We start from the raw sequence: 19,084 nt of genomic DNA on the forward strand, positions 1-19,084 counted from the left end.
CGCTCAGGCGAACTGGATGATCAGGCCGCCGTCGCGACCCCGCTCGATGCGGCTGAGGCACAGGAGTCGCACGATGTCGCGGTTGATGCGCTTCTTCATCTCTTCGAACGCGAAGAACGCTTCCTTGCGGTACTCGTACTCGACCTTGTGCTGGGCCACGTTGCGGTCTTGAACGACGGTCTTGAGCTGCTCGAGGAAGTCGACCTGCTCGATCCACGCGACGTCGATCGACTTGAGAAAGATGATGTTCTGAAACCGGGAGTAGACCGTGGCGTCGGCCAGCGTGTCGACCTTCTCTTGGACCGCGCGCGTGAACATCGCGACGAGGAATTCCGCCACCTGCTGCCCGTTGCTCGTGTCGAGCGCGGTGAAGTCGGCGGGAAGGTGATAGCTGAGGTTGTCGAAGATGTACCGCATGACAGCGCCAGGCTGACCCCAGCCGTGCGCGGCCGCAGCATCGGCGATCACACTCGCCGCGATGCTCTGGAGTACCTCGGGCGCGATCGGGTCGCCCGTGATGATCTGATTGCGCATCTCGTACACGAGGTCCCGCTGGCGCGCCATCGCGATGTCGAAGTCCTTCGAGAGCTTGCGGGCACCGCTGGCGCTCTCCTCGCTGGCGAACTGGGCACGATCCAGCAGGCGCCTCATGGTCCGGGCGCTGCGGCGCCTCTTCTGCACGGACTCCTGCTTCACCGAGCCGAACTTGACGAAGAGGTCGTCTTCCATCGACGCGTAGAAGCGGCTGCTCCCCGGGTCGCCCTGCCGGCCTCCGCGACCCCGCACCTGGCCGTCCACGCGGCGATTGGGGAGCTTCTCGGTGCCGATGATCACGAGGCCGCCGAGTTCCTTCGCATCCGCTGCGAGTTTGATGTCGGTTCCGCGGCCCGCGATGAGTGTGGCGACCGTGATGGCGCCCTTGCGCCCGGCCTCGAGCACCATCGCCGCTTCGTTCGCCTCGCTCAGCGCGTTGAGCAGATTGTGCTCGATGCCGCGATCGAGCAGATACTGCGAGAACCGCACCGAGCTCTTGACCGAGCCCGTCGTGAGGAGGATCGGCCGTCCGGTCTTGCGGACCTCGTCGAGGTAGTCCAGAACAAGCTGCTCCTTCTCCGCGATCGTCTGGACCGCGATGTCCGGTTCGTCGCGACGGATGACGGGGCGGTAGGTCGGGATTTCCACGACCTCGGTGCCGTATGTCTTGAGCAGCTCCTTCTCGGAGCCCTTCGCCGTTCCCGTCATGCCGCCCATCGTGTCGAACATGAGGAACAGGTTCTGGTAGGTCACGGAGGCCATCGCCCGGTTCTCGACGCTGATCTCAAGCCCCTCTCGCGCCTCGATCGCCTGGTGCAGGCCGCCCTGAAGCTTGTTGCCCTCGAGCAGACGGCCCGTCACCGAGCTGAGCAGCACGAGGTTGTCCCCCATCACCATGTAGTCACGCATCGGCTGGAATCCCGTACGGGCCTTCAGCGCGAGATTGACGTGGCGGTTGAGCTGGAAGAACGCCGGGCTGTAGAGGTTCTGCACGTGGAAGAAGCGATTGCCCGCTGCGATGCCCTCGTCAGTCAGTTTGACGGCGCCGCTGCTCTCGTCGTACTCGTACTCGATCCCGTCCCTCAGCGTCGCGACGAATTCGTCGGCCAAGGGGTAGAGATTCGATTGCACCCGGGGCGAGCCCGAGATCACCAGGGGCATCTGGGCGAGGTCGAGCAAGACGGCGTCGGCCTCGTCGATCAGCACGTAATTGAAGGGGCGCAGGTACTTTTCTTCGCTCGTGCCGACGAGGTTCTCCAGCAGGTAGTCGAACCCGATCTTGTCGCTCGTCGAGTAGACGATGTCGGCCGCGTAGATGTCCTTCTTCTCTTGCGCCGTGAAGTCGTGGGCCGCCACCTCCGGTACGCCGATGGCGAGCCGCAAACCCATGAACTCGAAAACGGGACGAAACTCCTCCGCGTCGCGTCGCGCAAGGTAGCCGTTGACCGTGACGAGCATCGCGCCACGACCGGTGAGGGCGTTGAGGTACAGCGGCAGGGTGGCGGTGAGGCTCTTGCCCTCACCGGTCTTCATGGCAGCGATGTTCCCCTGGTGCATCACGATCGCAGCGAGGACCTGGTTCTCGTAGGGGAACTTCCCGACGACGCGCAGGTCCGCCTCTCGCATCGCCGCGTACGCCTCCGGCAGCAGCCGATCGAGTTGTTCGCCGTGCTCAGCTCGCTCCCGGAACTCGCGCGTCTTGTCCCGGAGTTCCTCGTCGGAGAGCGCGCGCATCGCGCTCTCGTAGGAGTTCACGCGCGCAATCAGCCGACGGTTCTTCGCTGCGCTGTTAGCCACGGGCGGCCACCTCGCCGGCCGCGGTCTCTGCCGCCTCTTCCGACAGCGTGAACGACGTGAAGCGCAACTCGTCGCACCCGCCGTTGACGAGTCGAATCGTGTAGTGGTGACATTCGGGCGGGTACTCGAACGAATACGTCGGCGGGTACAGCACCTCGGTACGCACGAGATCTCCGAACCGGTCGAAGTAGAGGACATCGAAGATGAAGCCGCCGGGCGGGTTCGACTCGAGCGCGGGGGTCACACGGTACTTCTTCCCGTGGTGCAGCAACGGAAGAGCAGGGATGTCCCGGACGGACTGGTAGTCGGTGAATGAATACCACTCCTGCATCGTGGTCCCGCTCGGCATCAGCCGGTTGACAAGCCGCACGTCGCCGGACGCCTCCGTCGTGAGCTCGGTTCCATACAGGGACGCACGGCTGTTCAGGCTCCCCCACCGAACGGTCGCAACAACGCCGCCGCTCATTGCGCACTCGCGTATTCGTCGATGACGCGCCTGTACTGATTCACGAACCACGTGACAATGGAGGCGCTGTCGTCGTTGTGCCGGCCCTGATACCCACGGGCGATGACGGTCGTCGGTTTGCCGGTCTGCGAATTGAGGAGCGTGTAGTAGGCCCGGTCGTCGTAGTCGTCCTGCTCCATATACGACATCAGTATCTTGGTGTCCCCGAAACCCGGGTCGCCGTTCCACCGTTCGACGAGCCCACGGGTGAAGGAATCGACGCTGGGAGCGTCGGCCCGGTTCCAGAAGTTCACGATGTCGAAGATGGTGAGAAAGTCCTTGGGGCGCACCAGGCGTCCACGCGCCGCCACATAACCGAGGTCGATCATCGGTTTTCCCGCGATGATGGCGAGCGCCTTGAACTGCGACCCGTAGTACAGCGCGCCGAACGAGCCCATCGACAGACCCGAGAAGATCACGTCCTCCTCGTGGAAGCCGAGGGCATCGATGAGCTCACGGATGACCTGTCGCAACTGGCCCTCGAGCTCATCGCTGCCGAGATAGAAGCGACCGCCTTCCAACCGAGGGTCCGTGATCAGCAGAAACGGATGCCCGAGCCCGGACATCATGAAGTAGCCCTCGAATCCCTCTGCTGGGCGATACCCCGCGAAGTAGATGTTGAGAGGAGGCGTCAGGTCGCCGGGGTGGAAGAAGTAGAACAGCTCCTCGCGACGACTGTCGACCAGCCTCTTGCCGCCGGGCAGGAATTCGCCGGCGCCGAGCCTCGAGTGCCGGTAGTGAATAGGGCCGACCTTCACCTGCCCTTTCCCCCTGGCGAAGATCGAGCACGACAGGTACCCGCTCGTGGGGTGGGCGAAGACGATCGGCTCCGCCAGTTCCTCCTCGGAGTACCTCCGGTGATACGCGATGACGTCCGACGTTCCGCTCTGAATGAGTTGTACGACGAGCTCGATCTCGCATCCGTCGTCCTTCACGTACTCCGGCCAGAGCTCCAACGGACGTCGGTTCTCGTAAAGGATGTTCTCCTTCCACATCATCAGCTGCCGGAAGTCGCCGTCGCTGTCGATGTCGATCTCGGTCACGAAGTACGAGCTGCCCTCGTACCAGGCGGCCGACTTGTGGAACGGCGAGAAGAGCGACTTCTGGAGCTCGAGCCTCTGACCGAACTGCCTCTCGAAGTACTTGCCCGGGAGCCCGTCGATGAGAGCCTGGCGGTCGCCGGCGTCGTCGTAGACGGCGACTTTACGTGCGAAGAACTGCTCATAAGACGCATCGAAATCCGTCATGAGGGCGCGGGCGACGATGAGCGTGTAGGGCGAGATAAGTGTGTCGACGGCCAGAAGCTTGCCGAGATCACATACGGCATCGACGATCGTCACTGCGACGGGGCCGATGAGCGCCGCGTCGAAGCCGGACTCGTTCTCGACGTCTACGAACACCCAGTCGACATCCGCCGGCATGTGAGACGACGTCGACCAGTCATCACGGCCGATCTGCAAGACCCGCATACGCCACCCCCTCACGGATGAGCTCCCAGCGCCCGAGGATCTCCTGTGGGCTGAACAGATCTTCGAGCACCCTGCACTGCACAAGCGACTGGTTCCAATGCTCCAGTCCGGACAGGAAGTAATCCAGAGCCGTTCCGAGTTCGGAATCGTCACCGATCGCGTAACCGTTGATCGGATGCGTGCAGAGCTCCTGCTCGTAGCGATTGATCTGCGGAACACCCGCGTCCACCGCGGCGGCGGCCAGGCGACGATTCACCCGAGCGCCGAGGTCGATGAGCACGCGCGACTTCGCCATCGTGCTGACCAGCTCGGCCTCGCGATCGACGAAGGTCAGCTGGATCTTCTCCTCGGGGCCGCCAGCGACGCCGATATCGACCGCCAGACGGGCGTTCTCGTCGCTGAGGAAAGCGAGGTCGAGATGCTGGTACCCCGCGATCACCGCGTTGACCCGCTGGAGGTGGTCGAGGTCCTGCGAACGGAACGTGCAGACGAGAAGCCGAGTGTTCTCGTTCACGAGCTGAGGGGCTGCGGTGGCGATCACGAAGTCGAGTTCCTCCGTGGTGATGTCGTCCACGAACGCGGAGATGTAGACGGTGGACTCATTCGCGCTCGCCCCGAATGTCGACCGCTGCTCCAGAGGGTAGATCGAGAGGGTCGGAAGCAGTGCCCATTGCGCCCCATCGTCGGTCGAGTCGATGTTCGGCTCGCCGACATCCGTGAATACCACGCTCGCCCGCGCCAGCAGTTCGCTCGATGCGCGCCCCGGCCGCGATTCTGAACGCGACAGCACCAGTGTCTGATCGCCGAGGGTCCGCACGACCACATCGTTGTGTTGTTCGGAAAGAGCGATCACGACCGTGTCGTGCCCGCTGTCGGGCCGGTCGAGCTGTGGGCCGAGGAACTCCGCTATCAACGCCTCCCAGTTCTGGTACGACTGGCTTGCGAATCGATCGCTTTCCGGCTGCACCACCTCGATGCGCCCCGACTGCACGTCTTCGCTCACGACCACATCGCCCTCACGCGACAGGTAATACTGGGTCATCGGCTGACCACCTTCGTCGTGCATCAAGACGCTGGAGAGGAAGCCGCGGTCGTCGAATATTCGCTGAACTGTCGGCATCCCGTCCCCGTAGTAGCGGATGGACTGCAGCGTACCTTCTCGCGCGAGGTAAATCCGCGCATAGACGTCGTCGCCGCGCATCGCTGTCACGATGAACGGGTTGTAGAAGAAGCTGACGTCATCGGGCCACTCGAGTTCGAGGAAGTCGAGAGGGCGCGTGTAGTCGTCGTCGAGGCCCTGAACCGCGTCGAAGAACGACCAATACGGTACGTCGAAGATGTTCTGGTTATGAAGGAAGCGCCGCAGGCTCGGCGCGTAGTTCAGAACGACGAGTCGGGCTTCCTCGGAACCCTGCTGGAAGACGCGTAGCTGGGTGACGGTGTCGTCCGACTCGGTGCTGATCGTGCTCTCGAACCACACGTCGTCGGTCGAGTACCACTGTCGAGCGCGGTTGTACCACGCGGGGATGAAATAGATCATGCCGTGGCCCGGCCGGCGGCGGCGCTATACGCGAAGACGTACCGCTTTCCGATCAGGGTATCGGCGATCTCCTCCTGAAGCATCCACAGCAGACCCAGCAGAATCATCAGGGTCTGCGGCGCCTGCAGCACGAACTGCAGATTCGGGTACGACCCGATGAAGTAAAGCGGAAGGCCGGTGAAGATCACCATGAAGGCACCGCTCAGCGCGGAAAGCAGAACGACTCGACCGCGGAGATAACGTCGGGTCGCATCGCCCGGAGCGACGTGGTCGAAGTATTCGCCGCTGTCCTTCATGCGCCTCGCGGTCTCCTTCGGGTCGATCGTGAAGAGACCGAAGAAGATCGTCAGTCCGAACAACAGCACGAGGTACACGGTGAACCCGGCAGGGGTACTGAGACCCCACGCCGAGAGGAATCGCTCAGCTCCTGCGGCCGCGCTCGGTATCACTGCCCCGGCCGCGTGGGCAACATACTGCGGCAGGGCGAGGAGCGTGACGGCATACATCAGTGGCGAAGCGCCCGCCGGGTTGAGCTTGATGGGGAGATACGACACACCAGTGAAGCCGCTGTCGATCGAGACCTTGTTCACGTGAAGGCGCAGCTCGGCATTACCGGCGAAGATCCCGACGAGCACGACACACACGCAGGCCACGATGACGGGCCACAGCACGTGCGCGTACTCGGACTTCGCAATGGATAACGTCTCGAAGTTCCGCATGGCCGTGATGATGATCTGGTACAGGATGAACATCGTGATGCCCCCCAGGCCCAGCTCCTGGTTCTGGTTGGCCAGCCATGCCACCACGATCGCGCCTGCGGTAAGAATCACGACGACGAGCACCTGCGCGTTCGCCTGCTCGGAGAACGGGCCCCAGGTGAGGTGTTCGATCTTGTACGTCGCCATCAGGCTGATGGCCTGAATGATCGCGAGGATCACCATCAGCGTGTTGCGTGCGCGATTCACGGTCTCTTCGGGGATCTTCCGGCCACGGGCGATCCTTCCGATGAAGAGGAAGCGCCAGAGAATCGCCGCGCCCATCCACGGCCCGAGCCCTAGCGAGAACACGGACGGGTGGAAGAAGTTGCCACCTGTGGCGACGTTGGCGGCATTGAGCAATTCGGTGTTGACGGCGCCGCTCCCGACCGCGGTCTGGTGCAGGAAGGGGATCGGGATGTTGCGCCCGATCATGAAGCAGACGAAGAACAAGGCGGTCCACAGAATCTTGGTCCGCAGCGACGCGAACCTGCCGTCACGAATCCGAGCCACCGGGCCTCCTCCCCACGTTCACCGCTTGTCTCCGGGTCACTCGCCGCGGCCTCCCCGTCGATTGCCGAAGATGTTGAGCGACGAGAGCAACGACGCGATCCTGGACGGACGGCCCTCTTGCGCGGGCGTCGTGGACTCGCTCTGCAGATAGCTCTCGGCCTGAGACATGCTCTCGATCACAGAATCGCTGACCGACGATTCGGAGTCACTCGCCGAAAGCGTCCCGCTCACGGACTCGTAAATGACGATGCTCTCCGATTCGCTGTCGGAGACGGAATCCGTGCCGCTGATGGACTGCGTGCCGCTGGTCGATTCCGTGCCGCTGGTCGACGCGGTGCCGCTGATCGGGCCGGCAGGCGCTGCGCTCTCCGAGCCAGATGCCGGCCCGCCGACCGAGGTGGCCGCCGCCGTGCTCGCCGCAACGACCGGGGTTGCCATCGCGGCGGTCGACTCGAACGGCGACGTCGACGTCGACGTCGACTCGCTACCGGATTCCGACCCGCTCACGGAGATAGACCCCGAGTCGCTCGTGGACAGCGAGACCGACTCGCTACCGGAAACGGATTCCGACCCGGAGCTCGACTCCGACTCTGACCCCGACTCCGACCCACTGATCGATGTCGATTCGGACACGGAATCACTGCCGGACTCGGACACCGAGCCGCTCGTCGAACCCGACCCGGAATCAGACTCGCTCACCGAACCACTCGTCGAATCCGACCCCGACTCGCTCACCGAGCCAGACCCGGACTCGCTCACCGAAGCCGAACCAGATCCCGACTCACTCGTCGATGTCGACACCGAGCCCGATCCGGACTCGCTCTCGGAATCGGACTCTGAACCGCTCGTTGACCCCGGCGGGAACACGATTGTCGATATCGAATCGGATTCGGACCCGCTGATCGACGTGGATTCGGAGCTCGAATCGGTTGTCGACTCCGACTCACTCGTCGACCCGGAGTCGCTGCCCGAGGTGGACTCCGAGTCGCTCTCCGACTCCGACCCAGAACCCGATCCACTCGCAGATTCAGACTCAGACCCGTGCTCACTGGTCGACGTGGATTCAGACTCCGAAGTGCTCACCGATCCCGATCCGGATGTCGAATCAGTGGTCGACTCAGACCCGGACTGACTCGTCGACTGCGACTCAGACTCACTGGTCGACCCGGATTCAGACTCACTCGTCGACTCAGACCCGGATTGGCTAGTGGACTCGGAATCCGACCCACTGGTCGATTCGAACTCAGATTCGCTCGTCGACTCAGACTCGCTAATCGGCCCCGACTCACTCGTCGATTCAGACTCAGAGCCACTGGTCGACTCCGACTCCGACCCCGATTCGCTCGTCGACTCCGACTCGGACCCACTCGTGGATTCAGACCCGGACTGACTCGTCGATTGCGACTCAGACTCACTGGTCGACTCCGACTCCGACTCCGACTCCGACTCGCTAGTCGACTCGGACTCACTGGTCGATTCGGACTCAGACTCACTCGTCGACTCAGACTCGCTAGTCGACCCCGACTCACTCGTCGATTCAGACTCAGAGTCACTGGTCGACTCGGACTCACTCGTCGACTCCGACTCACTAGTCGACTCCGACTCCGACTCGGATTCGCTCGTCGATTCCGACTCAGACTCGCTAGTCGACCCAGACTCAGACTCACTAGTCGACTCAGACTCGCTCGTCGACTCAGACTCAGAGTCACTGGTCGACTCCGACCCGGACTCACTCGTCGACTCAGACTCGCTCGTCGACTCAGACTCAGAGTCACTGGTCGACTCCGACCCGGACTCACTCGTCGACTCCGACCCGGATTCACTGGTCGATTCAGACTCAGAGTCACTGGTCGACTCGGACTCACTCGTCGACTCAGAGTCACTGGTCGACTCGGACTCACTCGTCGACTCCGACTCCGACTCGGATTCGCTCGTCGATTCCGACTCAGACTCACTAGTCGACCCAGACTCAGACTCACTAGTCGACTCAGACTCGCTCGTCGACTCAGACTCAGAGTCACTGGTCGACTCCGACCCGGACTCACTCGTCGACTCCGACCCGGATTCACTGATCGATTCAGACTCAGAGTCACTGGTCGACTCGGACTCACTCGTCGACTCAGACTCGCTAGTCGACCCCGACTCACTCGTCGATTCAGGCTCAGACTCACTCGTCGACTCAGACTCGCTAGTCGACCCCGACTCACTCGTCGATTCAGACTCAGAGTCACTGGTCGACTCCGACTCACTCGTCGACTCCGACTCCGACTCCGACTCCGACTCCGACTCCGACTCAGATTCACTCGTCGACTCCGACCCGGACCCGCTCGTCGACTCCGACCCGGATTCACTCGTCGACTCCGACCCGGACTCACTCGTCGACTCCGACCCGGACTCACTCGTCGAGTCAGACTCAGAGTCACTGGTCGACTCGGACTCACTCGTCGACTCAGACTCCGACTCGCTAGTCGACTCAGACTCAGACTCACTGGTCGACTCAGACTCAGACTCACTCGTCGACTCAGACTCAGACTCAGACTCCGACTCCGACTCCGACTGACTCGTCGACTCCGACTCCGACTCCGACTGACTCGTCGACTCCGACTCAGACTGACTCGTCGACTCCGACTCCGACTCGGACTCACTTGTCGATTCAGACTCAGACTCGCTAGTCGACTCCGACTCGCTAGTCGACCCAGACTCAGACTCACTGGTCGACCCAGACTCCGACTCGGACTCGCTGGTCGACTCGGACTCAGACTCGCTAGTCGACTCCGATTCGCTCGTCGACTCCGACTCAGACTCACTCGTCGACTCCGACTCGCTAGTCGACTCCGACTCCGACTGACTCGTCGACTCCGACTCCGACTCGGACTCACTTGTCGATTCAGACTCAGACTCACTGGTCGACTCAGACTCAGACTCACTCGTCGACTCCGACTCAGACTCACTGGTCGACTCCGACTCAGACTCGGACTCGCTAGTCGACCCAGACTCAGACTCACTCGTCGACTCCGACTCAGACTCACTGGTCGACTCCGACTCAGACTCGGACTCGCTAGTCGACCCAGACTCAGACTCACTCGTCGACTCCGATTCGCTCGTCGACTCCGACTCCGATTCACTAGTCGACTCCGACTCAGACTCGCTCGTCGACTCGGACTCGGACTCACTAGTCGACTCCGACCCGGACTCACTCGTCGATTCCGACTCAGACTGACTCGTCGACTCCGACTCGCTAGTCGACTCCGACTCCGACTGACTCGTCGACTCCGACTCCGACTGGCTCGTCGACTCCGACTCACTGGTCGATTCAGACTCAGACTCACTGGTCGACTCCGACTCGGACCCCGACTCCGACTCACTCGTCGACCCCGACTCCGACTCACTGGTCGATTCAGACTCAGATTCGCTGGTCGACTCCGACTCAGACTCGCTCGTCGATTCAGACTCAGACTCACTCGTCGACTCCGACTCAGACTCACTCGTCGACTCCGACTCACTCGTCGATTCAGACTCAGACTCACTCGTCGACTCCGACTCAGACTCACTCGTCGACTCCGACTCACTCGTCGATTCAGACTCAGACTCACTAGTCGACTCTGACTCAGATTGGCTCGTCGACTCCGACTCAGACTCACTAGTCGACTCAGACTCAGACTCACTGGTCGACTCCGACTCGCTAGTCGACTCCGACTCGGACTCGCTCGTCGACTCAGACTCACTCGTCGACTCAGACTCAGACTCGCTCGTCGACTCCGACTCAGACTCACTGGTCGACTCCGACTCAGACTCACTGGTCGACTCCGACTCCGACTGGCTCGTCGACTCCGACTCACTGGTCGATTCAGACTCAGACTCACTTGTCGATTCGGACTCAGACTCACTGGTCGACTCCGACTCAGACTCACTGGTCGACTCCGACTCAGACTCACTGGTCGACTCAGACTCAGACTCACTGGTCGACTCAGACTCCGACTCGCTGGTCGACTCCGACTCAGACCCCGACTCCGACTCACTCGCCGACTCGGACTCGGACTCACTAGTCGACTCAGACTCACTCGTCGACTCAGACTCCGACTCACTGGTCGACTCCGACTCAGACTCACTGGTCGACTCAGACTCACTCGTCGATTCAGACTCAGACTCGCTAGTCGACTCAGACTCCGACTCGCTAGTCGACTCAGACTCAGACTCACTAGTCGACTCAGACTCGCTCGTCGACTCCGACTCCGACTCCGACTCACTGGTCGACTCCGACTCCGACTCGGACTCGCTCGTCGACTCAGACTCACTCGTCGACTCAGACTCAGACTCGCTCGTCGACTCCGACTCAGACTCGCTCGTCGACTCCGACTCAGACTCACTAGTCGATTCAGACTCAGACTCACTCGTCGACTCCGACTCAGACTCACTGGTCGACTCAGACTCCGACTCGCTAGTCGACTCCGACTCAGACTCGCTCGTCGACTCGGACTCCGACTCACTAGTCGACTCCGACTCAGACTCACTAGTCGATTCAGACTCAGACTCGCTAGTCGACTCAGACTCCGACTCGCTAGTCGACTCAGACTCAGACTCAGACTCACTAGTCGACTCCGACTCAGATTGGCTCGTCGACTCCGACTCAGACTCAGACTCACTAGTCGACTCAGACTCCGACTCACTAGTCGACTCAGACTCCGACTCACTGGTCGACTCAGACTCAGACTCACTAGTCGACTCCGACCCGGACTCGCTCGTCGACTCAGACTCCGACTCACTGGTCGACTCCGACTCGGACTCGGACTCACTGGTCGACTCAGACTCACTCGTCGATTCCGACTCCGACTCACTCGTCGACTCGGACTCCGACTCACTAGTCGACTCCGACTCCGACTCCGACTCCGACTCCGACTCACTAGTCGATTCAGACTCCGACTCACTGGTCGACTCCGAATCCGACTCACTCGTCGACTCCGACTCAGACTCACTCGTCGACTCCGACCCGGACTCACTAGTCGACTCCGACTCCGACTCCGCCTCACTCGTCGACTCCGACTCGGACTCGGACTCGCTGGTCGACTCAGACTCACTCGTCGACTCCGACTCCGACTCACTCGTCGACTCCGACTCCGACTCACTCGTCGACTCCGACTCCGACTCACTCGTCGACTCCGACTCCGACTCACTCGTCGACTCAGACTCCGACTCACTCGTCGACTCAGACTCCGACTCACTGGTCGACTCCGACTCGGACTCGCTCGTCGACTCAGACTCACTCGTCGACTCCGACTCCGACTCCGATTCACTCGTCGAATCCGACTCACTGGTCGATTCCGACTCCGACTCGCTCGTCGACTCCGATTCGCTCGTCGACTCCGATTCGCTCGTCGACTCCGACTCAGACTCACTCGTCGACTCAGACTCCGACTCCGACTCCGACTCACTGGTCGACTCCGACTCGGACTCAGATTCGCTCGTCGACTCCGACTCGGACTCAGACTGGCTCGTCGACTCCGACTCGCTCGCCGATGTGGAAGCGGATTCGCTCGTCGAAGTCGATGCAGACTCGGACGCCGACTCACTCGACGACACCGACTGGCTGCTCGAGGTCGACACGCTCGCGGATTCGGATGCCGACGTGCTCGTCGAATTCGAGATCGATTGACTCGTCGACGTCGATGCAGACGAGCTCGTCGAGACCGACTGCGACGTGGAAGTCGAAGCCGAATTGCTGGCGCTGCTCGTGTCTGACGGAGTCGCCGACTGGCTCGCCGAGGCACTCGCCGACTCGCTGTCAGAAACGATCTGGCTCGGCGTGTTACCCGGCGTGCTCGAGCTGTTGAAGTAATAGAACAGCGAGCTGATGCTGTATACGGAGATACCGTTCGCGGGGATCGCCTGAACGGCGATCATCACCCCCGACCCGGTCGTCATGTAGCCGGCGTAGAGCGTGCTTCCGATATACATCGGATAAGCGACGAAGTGCGCTTGCACGCCACCGATCGTGATGTTGGTGGCAGTGAGAACGGATGCGAAGTTCGCCGCCGTTATGTTGCCATTCGATGTCGTGATAGCCGTGTTGTACGTGACCGAACTGCCGTTGTACGTGCCGCCGCCTACACCACCGTACGAAGCGTGGCTCGCCCCGGTACTCGACAAGCTGGAATCCGAGCCGCCACCGTAAGAGATCGACGCGTTGGTCAGACCCTGGTCGGAGTACGTCGGAGTGGTCGCAGCCGTTGTCGCCGTCGCCGCCGGCGTGGCCACGGCGGCGCGCAGAAGGGATGCCCGACTCGGCGTAGCTGCCTGGCTGGTCGATTGGCTCACCGACTGGCTCGTCGATTGACTGAGCGACAGGCTCTGAGACGCCGACGTGCTCGCCGATGCCGAACCGCTCATCGATGCCGAGATCGACTCGCTCGTCGACACAGACGCTGCGGCCGCCGAGTCGCTTGTCGAGGATGACGCGGAGGCCGAGGCATCCGATTCGCTGCCCGACGCCGACGGCGCCGCCGACTCGCTGACGGATGCCGGCGCCGCTGACTCACTCTGCGAAGCCGGCGCAGCCGACACACTCTGCGAAGCCGACGCGCTCGTGCTCTGTGATGTCGTCTCGCTCGTGCTCTGAGACGTCGATTCGCTCATCGAGTCGGTCGTCGACTCGCTCGTCGGAGCCGAGCTTCCGGGCGTGAGGACAGCGCTGCCGTCGGTCGCCAGAGTGTTCAGGTTCGCCGCGGTGACGTCGTATGAGACAGGGGTGATGTCGGACATGTTCTACCTGCGTGAGTCGCCGGCGCAGTCGTCAGCTCGCCGGGAGCTGACCCAGCCGCCGCACCATGCGCCAATGGTTCGTGTCGTCCATGCGCGTGAACTCGATCTGGTCAAGCAGCGCCTCGGCGATGGGCAGCCCCCTGCCGCCCTCTGCGTCTTCACCCGGCATGCCCTGACCCTGCGCGGGTGTGAACGACTGGCCGGTGTCGTCCAGCTCGGCTTCGATCTCGTCCTCACGAACCCGGATGGTGAACTTCCACTGGACTTCACCTTCAGGCCTGCCGTATTCGACGACATTATTCGCGATCTCGATGATCGCCGTCTCGAACAGCATGACGTCCATCGGATCGAGCGCCGGGTGCTCGCCGGCGGCTTGCGCCAGCAGCGTGTGAACGGCATCGAGCTGGTCGGGCACCGCGAACCCTTCCAAGACGTATGCCTTGTCGCCGGTGGTGCCATCACCAGTCATTGAGCGCCTCCTCAACCGTCGCGAACGGGGACAGGATTCGATCAAGGTTTGTCAGCTTGAGCACTGCCAGCACCTGCACGCCCGCAGCGGCGATGCGCAGGTCGCCGCCGTTCTGCCGTGCGGACTTGAGCCCCCCGATCAAGGCGCCGAGTCCGGAGGAATCGATGAAGTCGACCGCATGCAGGTCGACGAGGATCTTCGTCTTCCCGCTCGCCACAAGGTCCTCGATTCGGGCCTTGAGCGCCGGCGCCACGACCAGGTTGAACTTGCCTTCGGGCGCAAGCACCACGTGACTGCCCTGGTCGGCCTCTTCGAAGTTCGTCAAGCAGTGCTCCTTAATCTCTGTCCGTGCTCACGCAGTCAACCGCACCGCGACCGCTGTGACGTCGTCGGTCGCGTCGTGCGTGACCGCGAAGTTCACGATGCGGTCCACGATCTGGCGGCAGCTCAGACCCGGTTCAAGGATGGCATCGAGCCGGGCCTCGACTTCGTCGAACGAGTCGTCGAGCACATCGAACACACCGTCCGAGACGACGACGAGCAACTCCCCCGCCTGGAGAACGTCGGTCGCCTTGGTCCACGTGTCCTCCACCGGCATGCCGAGCGGCAGGTACTCCTGGTACAGCCGTCGGTACCCCTGCGCGGAGGCGATGATCGCCAGTCCGTGCCCGGCGTCGACGTAGTCGAGGGCCCCTGTGCTCGGGTCCAGCCTGCCGACCCACAGCGTCGAGAACCGGTCGTTGGCCTCGAGGTCGTGACGCGTGGTCATCGAGGTCCGCGTGATCGCGTCACCCACGTCGGTGTACCGCGAGTGCCCGCGCAGCACCGCGCGCACCTCTGAGGCGATCAGGGAAGCGGCGAGGCCCTTTCCCATGACATCGCCGAGCACCACCTGAAGCCGTTTCCCTCCGCCGTTGGGGTCGTCGACGACGAACCAGTCGAAGTAGTCGCCGCCGGCCTCGCGCGCAGGCTGGACGCGACCGGCGACCTCGACTCCGGCGATGTCGGGAGCGGATGTCGGAAGCATGAGTTGCTGCACCTGACCCGCGAGGTCCATCTCTTCCTGGACGGCGAGTTCACGTTCGAGCAATGCCCCCAGGTCGGCGAGCATCTCGCGCTGCTGGCGCCCCAAGGTGCGGGGGGTGAGGTCGAGGATGCACAGCGCCCCGATGTTCTGGCCGCTCTGTCCGCGCACGGGGACCCCGGCGTAGAACCGCGCCCGAGGCGCCCCCGTCACGGCGGGGATCGATGCGAACCGTTCGTCCTCGCGAAGGTCGCGCACCTCGAGGATTTCGTCGGACTGCACCGTGACGCCGCAGACGGAGTCCTCTACGGGGATCTCGCCCTTCGGAAAGCCGACCGAGGCGACGGTGAACTGCGAGCCGTTGCCGATGAGGTTGAGCGCCGCGATGGGCGCACCGAAGATCGCCTGCGCCAGTCGCACGACCCGGTCGTAGCGCTCGTCCGGCACGTTGCGCGCAACGGCCTCCGCCTCTTGCCGGCCAGTGCTCGGGGGCAACATCGACATCGGTCGGCCTCAGTCCGTCAGGTCGTCGAGAATCGGCTCGATCTGCAGGACCGAGCGGCGCGTCGCCGACCAGCCCATGCCCAACGACGTCTCGCGATTGGTGATCAGCACGACCACGGCCTCGGGGTGGTTGGGCAGCACCATCATGAAGTGGATGGTGTGGCGCGTCGTCATCTGCACCTCTTCGAGGAGCCGCTCGCTCGAGCGCCCCCGCTTGGCCGAGATCAGGTCCTCAACGTGCCGAACGGTCTGACCGCGGAACATCTCGACTGCAGCAGCGGCGACCGCCTCGAGGTATTCCTGCGTGAAGTACGAGACGTGATGCGCCACGCCGAGGAGGGCACCGGAACGCATGTCGGCAACGGCGCAGCCGAGCGCACCGTCGACTTCTTCAATGACCGACGCCATTACCTCATCGAGGCTGCTCACGAGCCACACAGTAGCACTCACCGTGCAACACAAATCAACGCGGGCGGATGCGTGTACGCGGCGCCGTGGCGCGCTTTCGCGGCCCTGCGAACAGCGGAATGTGCCCCCGGCCGGACTCGAACCGGCACTGCGCGAATTTTAAGTTCGCTGCCTCTGCCAATTGGGCTACGGGGGCGCTGACGACTAAGCGTAGAAGCGAGTTCGGGCCCGCCCGAAGGCGAGCCCGAACTCGTTACGCAGTCAACGCGGCTACTCCGCGCGGGCCTCGGCCTTCTCCGCTGCCGCGCTCTTCTGAGCGGCCGGCGTCGCCTCGGCGGGCGCCGCAGGAGCAGCCGGGGCCTCGGCAGCCGGTGCCGGCGGCTTGGGACGGGACGCGAACTCCTCGAAGTTGGCACGAGGCGTCTGCACGGCGGCGAGCGTCGCGAAATCGCGACCGAGGAAGAAGTTGCCGAGCCAGCCGAAGATCACGCGCCACTTGCGCTCCCACGACGGCATCGCGAGGCCGTGGTACCCGCGGTGCATGAGCCACGCGGGGAAGCCCTTGATGGCCGTCTTGCCCGACTGGAACACGCCGTCGTAGAGGCCGAGACCGGCGACCGCGCCGAGGCTCTTGTGGATGTAGTCGACCGGGTCCTCACCGCGCAGCACCGCGATGAGGTTCGACGCGATGCGCTTGGCCTGACGAACGGCGTGCTGAGCGTTCGGCACGCAGAAGCCGCCGACACCGGCACCCGTCAGGTCGGGCACAGCGGCGACGTCGCCAGCCGCCCACGCGCCCTCGATGACGACGCCCTCGGTGTCGATCACGCGCAGCGAGGCGTTGGTGGTCACACGGCCGCGGGCCTCGATGGGCAGGTCGGTGTTGCGCGTGACCGTCGGGTTCGCCATGACGCCGGCGGTCCACACGATGAGATCGGACTCGAAGCTGTCGCCGTTCGACAGCTCGACGACGCCACCCGTGGCGGACTTGAGCTGCGTGTCGAGGTGGATCGGCGCGCCGCGCTCAGCCAGGCGGTTGACGACCCAGTGGCTGGTCTCGAGCGACACCTCGGGCATGATGCGGCCCATGGCCTCGACGAGGTGGAACTTGGTCTCGTCGAAGTCGATCTCGGGGTAGGTCTTGAGCAGAGCGGATGCTGCGGAGCGCAGTTCGCCGTACGCTTCGATGCCCGCGAACCCGCCGCCGACGACCGTCACGGTGAGCAGGCGCTCACGAAGCGCGTCGCCCTTCGGCAGCACCGCCGCCTTGTCGAAGTTGGTGATGAGGCGGTCACGCACGGCGACAGCCTCTTCGATGTTCTTCATGCCGTAGGCAAGATCGGCGACACCCGGGATCGGGAATGTACGGCTCACAGCGCCGGCCGTCACGACCACCTGGTCGTACTCGACGTCGAACGGCTCGCCGACGACCGGGGTGACCGTGACCTTCTTCTCGGCGTGGTTGATGTAGGTGGCCCGGCCCGAGATCAGCTTCGTCGTCTTGAGGTGACGACGGTGATTCACGATCGCGTAGCGCGGGTCGATCGCCCCCGCGGCGACCTCGGGAAGGAACGGCTGGTAGGTCATGTAGGGCAGCGGGTCAATCATCGTGACCTCGGCTTCGCCCCTGCGAAGCGATTTCTCAAGCTTCCACGCCGTGTAGAAACCGGCGTAACCGCCGCCGACAATCAGGATCTTGGGCACAGTTCAGCGTCTCCTCGAACGGACAGGTATGCGCATAGCCTACAGGCGGCCGTTCAGAGGCCGTAATCGGTGCATTCGCAGACAGCAGGCGACCAATTCCCACGTTGCAGAGCCAGGTCGCCGATGGGATTCACGCCCGCCCCTGCTGCGAGCGCGTGAGCCGCGAGAGCGTGCAGACACTTCACCCGCGTCGGCATTCCGCCGGCAGAGAATCGACGGATCTCATCCACGACCTCGATCGACTCGCGGTCGCGGAGATACGAGTCGTGCGCGTGCCGATACGCGCCGGCGATCTCAGCATCCGTCTCGAGCAGTTCTTGCAATTCGACCATCACATGCGCGGCCTCGAGCCGTGACATCGCGGCAGTGGCAGCCGGATGCGACAGGTAATACAGAGTCGGAAACGGCGTGCCCGAGCCCGGCAGGCGCGGAGCCGTCGCAACGACAGTCGGATTTCCGCACACGCAGCGCGCTGCGATGCCGAGAACCCCGCGAGCGGGCCTGCCGAGCTGCGCCGACACCACGGCGATGTCACGGTCGGTGGGCGGCTCGAACGGTGGCGTGGTCATCCGTCTTATTCTCGCAGGCTGCCGGTCACGGGTCGCGCCCGGGTCAGTGCTTCGCCGCGGGTGCCTTCGGCTGTTCGAGGATCGACCGGAGCAGTGTCGACGACCAGTCGCCGGTCTGCTGCTGCACATTCGTGCTGACCTTGGTCGGCGTGGTCGCGGCGGTCTTCGGCACGTCGTTGATGATGAGATAGCTCGTCTCGCCCGGCATGACGTACAGCAGCCGATCACGCGCCTGCGCCTTGACGTAGGCCGGGTCGTCCCAGTCCTGGATCTGATCGTTCAGCTGATCGACCTTCGTCTGCTGCGCATGGTTCTGCGCGGCAAGGTCCGACACCTGCTGCTGCTGCGTCGAATAGAGACGTACCGTCGGTGCGAGAACGAGCACCGCCATCACGATGAGCCCGAACATGACGACGGCGAACCAGGAGAATCGGATGCCGCGCAGCCAGCCCCGCGCATTCGCGGTGCTGAGGCGAGTGGTCGACATGATTCTGAGCGTAGGTGAACGGCGAAGGCGCGCCGCCCCTTGGGGACGGC

17 protein-coding genes and 1 tRNA gene are annotated in these 19,084 nt (G+C 63.2%); 4 read left to right on the forward strand and 14 right to left on the reverse strand.

All coding sequences use genetic code 11. From position 1 onward, the window contains the following. Window positions 1-3: 3 nt before the first annotated feature. From secA2 to ACFOYW_RS01175, 6 genes are read right to left on the reverse strand one after another with little or no spacing between them, the layout of a single operon-like run. Entirely contained in the window at window positions 4-2,331 is a 2,328-nt protein-coding gene (secA2, locus tag ACFOYW_RS01150; protein ID WP_390226735.1) for an accessory Sec system translocase SecA2, read from the reverse strand. Further along, window positions 2,324-2,797 (reverse strand): accessory Sec system protein Asp3, encoded by a 474-nt coding sequence (gene asp3, locus ACFOYW_RS01155; protein ID WP_390226736.1) that lies wholly within the window; start codon window positions 2,795-2,797, stop codon window positions 2,324-2,326. Before asp3 ends, secA2 begins: the two co-directional genes overlap by 8 nt. After that, entirely contained in the window at window positions 2,794-4,305 is a 1,512-nt protein-coding gene (gene asp2, locus ACFOYW_RS01160) for an accessory Sec system protein Asp2 (RefSeq protein ID WP_390226737.1), read from the reverse strand. The genes asp3 and asp2 overlap by 4 nt, the downstream gene beginning before the upstream one ends. Beyond that, window positions 4,280-5,845, reverse strand: a complete 1,566-nt coding sequence (asp1, locus tag ACFOYW_RS01165; protein ID WP_390226738.1) for an accessory Sec system protein Asp1 — start codon at window positions 5,843-5,845, stop codon at window positions 4,280-4,282. Before asp1 ends, asp2 begins: the two co-directional genes overlap by 26 nt. Beyond that, window positions 5,842-7,113 carry an accessory Sec system protein translocase subunit SecY2 gene (gene secY2 / locus ACFOYW_RS01170; RefSeq protein WP_390226739.1) on the reverse strand — a complete coding sequence of 424 codons (1,272 nt, stop codon included), beginning with the start codon at window positions 7,111-7,113 and terminating at the stop codon, window positions 5,842-5,844. Before secY2 ends, asp1 begins: the two co-directional genes overlap by 4 nt. A gap of 36 nt (window positions 7,114-7,149) precedes the next feature. Continuing rightward, window positions 7,150-7,281, reverse strand: a complete 132-nt coding sequence (locus ACFOYW_RS01175) for a hypothetical protein (RefSeq protein ID WP_390226740.1) — start codon at window positions 7,279-7,281, stop codon at window positions 7,150-7,152. 73 nt (window positions 7,282-7,354) lie between these two features. On the opposite strand from ACFOYW_RS01175, the gene ACFOYW_RS01180 reads away from it, so the two are divergent. The 4 genes from ACFOYW_RS01180 to ACFOYW_RS01195 all read left to right on the forward strand — a co-directional run bounded on the left by ACFOYW_RS01180 (window position 7,355) and on the right by ACFOYW_RS01195 (window position 13,726). Beyond that, window positions 7,355-8,245, forward strand: a complete 891-nt coding sequence (locus ACFOYW_RS01180) for a hypothetical protein (RefSeq protein ID WP_390226741.1) — start codon at window positions 7,355-7,357, stop codon at window positions 8,243-8,245. A gap of 4,383 nt (window positions 8,246-12,628) precedes the next feature. Beyond that, window positions 12,629-12,763, forward strand: coding sequence for a hypothetical protein (locus ACFOYW_RS01185; protein WP_390226743.1), 135 nt, complete (start codon window positions 12,629-12,631; stop codon window positions 12,761-12,763). Between the two features lie 45 nt (window positions 12,764-12,808). Next, on the forward strand, window positions 12,809-12,946 hold the full coding sequence (locus ACFOYW_RS01190; protein WP_390226744.1) for a hypothetical protein: 138 nt from the start codon (window positions 12,809-12,811) through the stop codon (window positions 12,944-12,946). A gap of 525 nt (window positions 12,947-13,471) precedes the next feature. Next, window positions 13,472-13,726: a hypothetical protein gene (locus tag ACFOYW_RS01195; RefSeq protein WP_390226746.1), complete on the forward strand. Its 255-nt coding sequence runs from the start codon at window positions 13,472-13,474 to the stop codon at window positions 13,724-13,726. 174 nt (window positions 13,727-13,900) lie between these two features. On the opposite strand, the gene ACFOYW_RS01200 is transcribed toward ACFOYW_RS01195, so the two are convergent. The 8 genes from ACFOYW_RS01200 to ACFOYW_RS01235 all read right to left on the reverse strand — a co-directional run bounded on the left by ACFOYW_RS01200 (window position 13,901) and on the right by ACFOYW_RS01235 (window position 19,034). Next, a complete protein-coding gene (locus ACFOYW_RS01200) occupies window positions 13,901-14,284 on the reverse strand; it encodes an ATP-binding protein (RefSeq protein WP_390226748.1) in 384 nt (127 codons plus the stop codon). Between the two features lie 43 nt (window positions 14,285-14,327). Continuing rightward, the gene (locus ACFOYW_RS01205) at window positions 14,328-14,663 is read right to left on the reverse strand and encodes an STAS domain-containing protein (RefSeq protein WP_390226749.1); all 336 of its coding nucleotides are present in this window, start codon (window positions 14,661-14,663) and stop codon (window positions 14,328-14,330) included. A gap of 27 nt (window positions 14,664-14,690) precedes the next feature. Continuing rightward, the gene (locus ACFOYW_RS01210; RefSeq protein ID WP_390226750.1) at window positions 14,691-15,866 is read right to left on the reverse strand and encodes a PP2C family protein-serine/threonine phosphatase; all 1,176 of its coding nucleotides are present in this window, start codon (window positions 15,864-15,866) and stop codon (window positions 14,691-14,693) included. A gap of 9 nt (window positions 15,867-15,875) precedes the next feature. Beyond that, window positions 15,876-16,295, reverse strand: coding sequence for a hypothetical protein (locus tag ACFOYW_RS01215; RefSeq protein ID WP_390226751.1), 420 nt, complete (start codon window positions 16,293-16,295; stop codon window positions 15,876-15,878). 101 nt (window positions 16,296-16,396) lie between these two features. Continuing rightward, window positions 16,397-16,470, reverse strand: a tRNA-Leu gene (locus ACFOYW_RS01220). Window positions 16,471-16,544: 74 nt separating this feature from the next. Continuing rightward, on the reverse strand, window positions 16,545-17,978 hold the full coding sequence (locus tag ACFOYW_RS01225) for an NAD(P)/FAD-dependent oxidoreductase (protein WP_390226752.1): 1,434 nt from the start codon (window positions 17,976-17,978) through the stop codon (window positions 16,545-16,547). A 53-nt stretch (window positions 17,979-18,031) separates the two neighbouring features. Beyond that, on the reverse strand, window positions 18,032-18,547 hold the full coding sequence (locus ACFOYW_RS01230) for a DUF501 domain-containing protein (RefSeq protein WP_390226753.1): 516 nt from the start codon (window positions 18,545-18,547) through the stop codon (window positions 18,032-18,034). Window positions 18,548-18,590: 43 nt separating this feature from the next. After that, on the reverse strand, window positions 18,591-19,034 hold the full coding sequence (locus ACFOYW_RS01235; RefSeq protein WP_390226754.1) for an FtsB family cell division protein: 444 nt from the start codon (window positions 19,032-19,034) through the stop codon (window positions 18,591-18,593). Window positions 19,035-19,084 lie beyond the last annotated feature (50 nt).

The organism is Gryllotalpicola reticulitermitis (assembly GCF_042651345.1).
Classification (GTDB): Bacteria; Actinomycetota; Actinomycetes; order Actinomycetales; family Microbacteriaceae; genus Gryllotalpicola; species Gryllotalpicola reticulitermitis.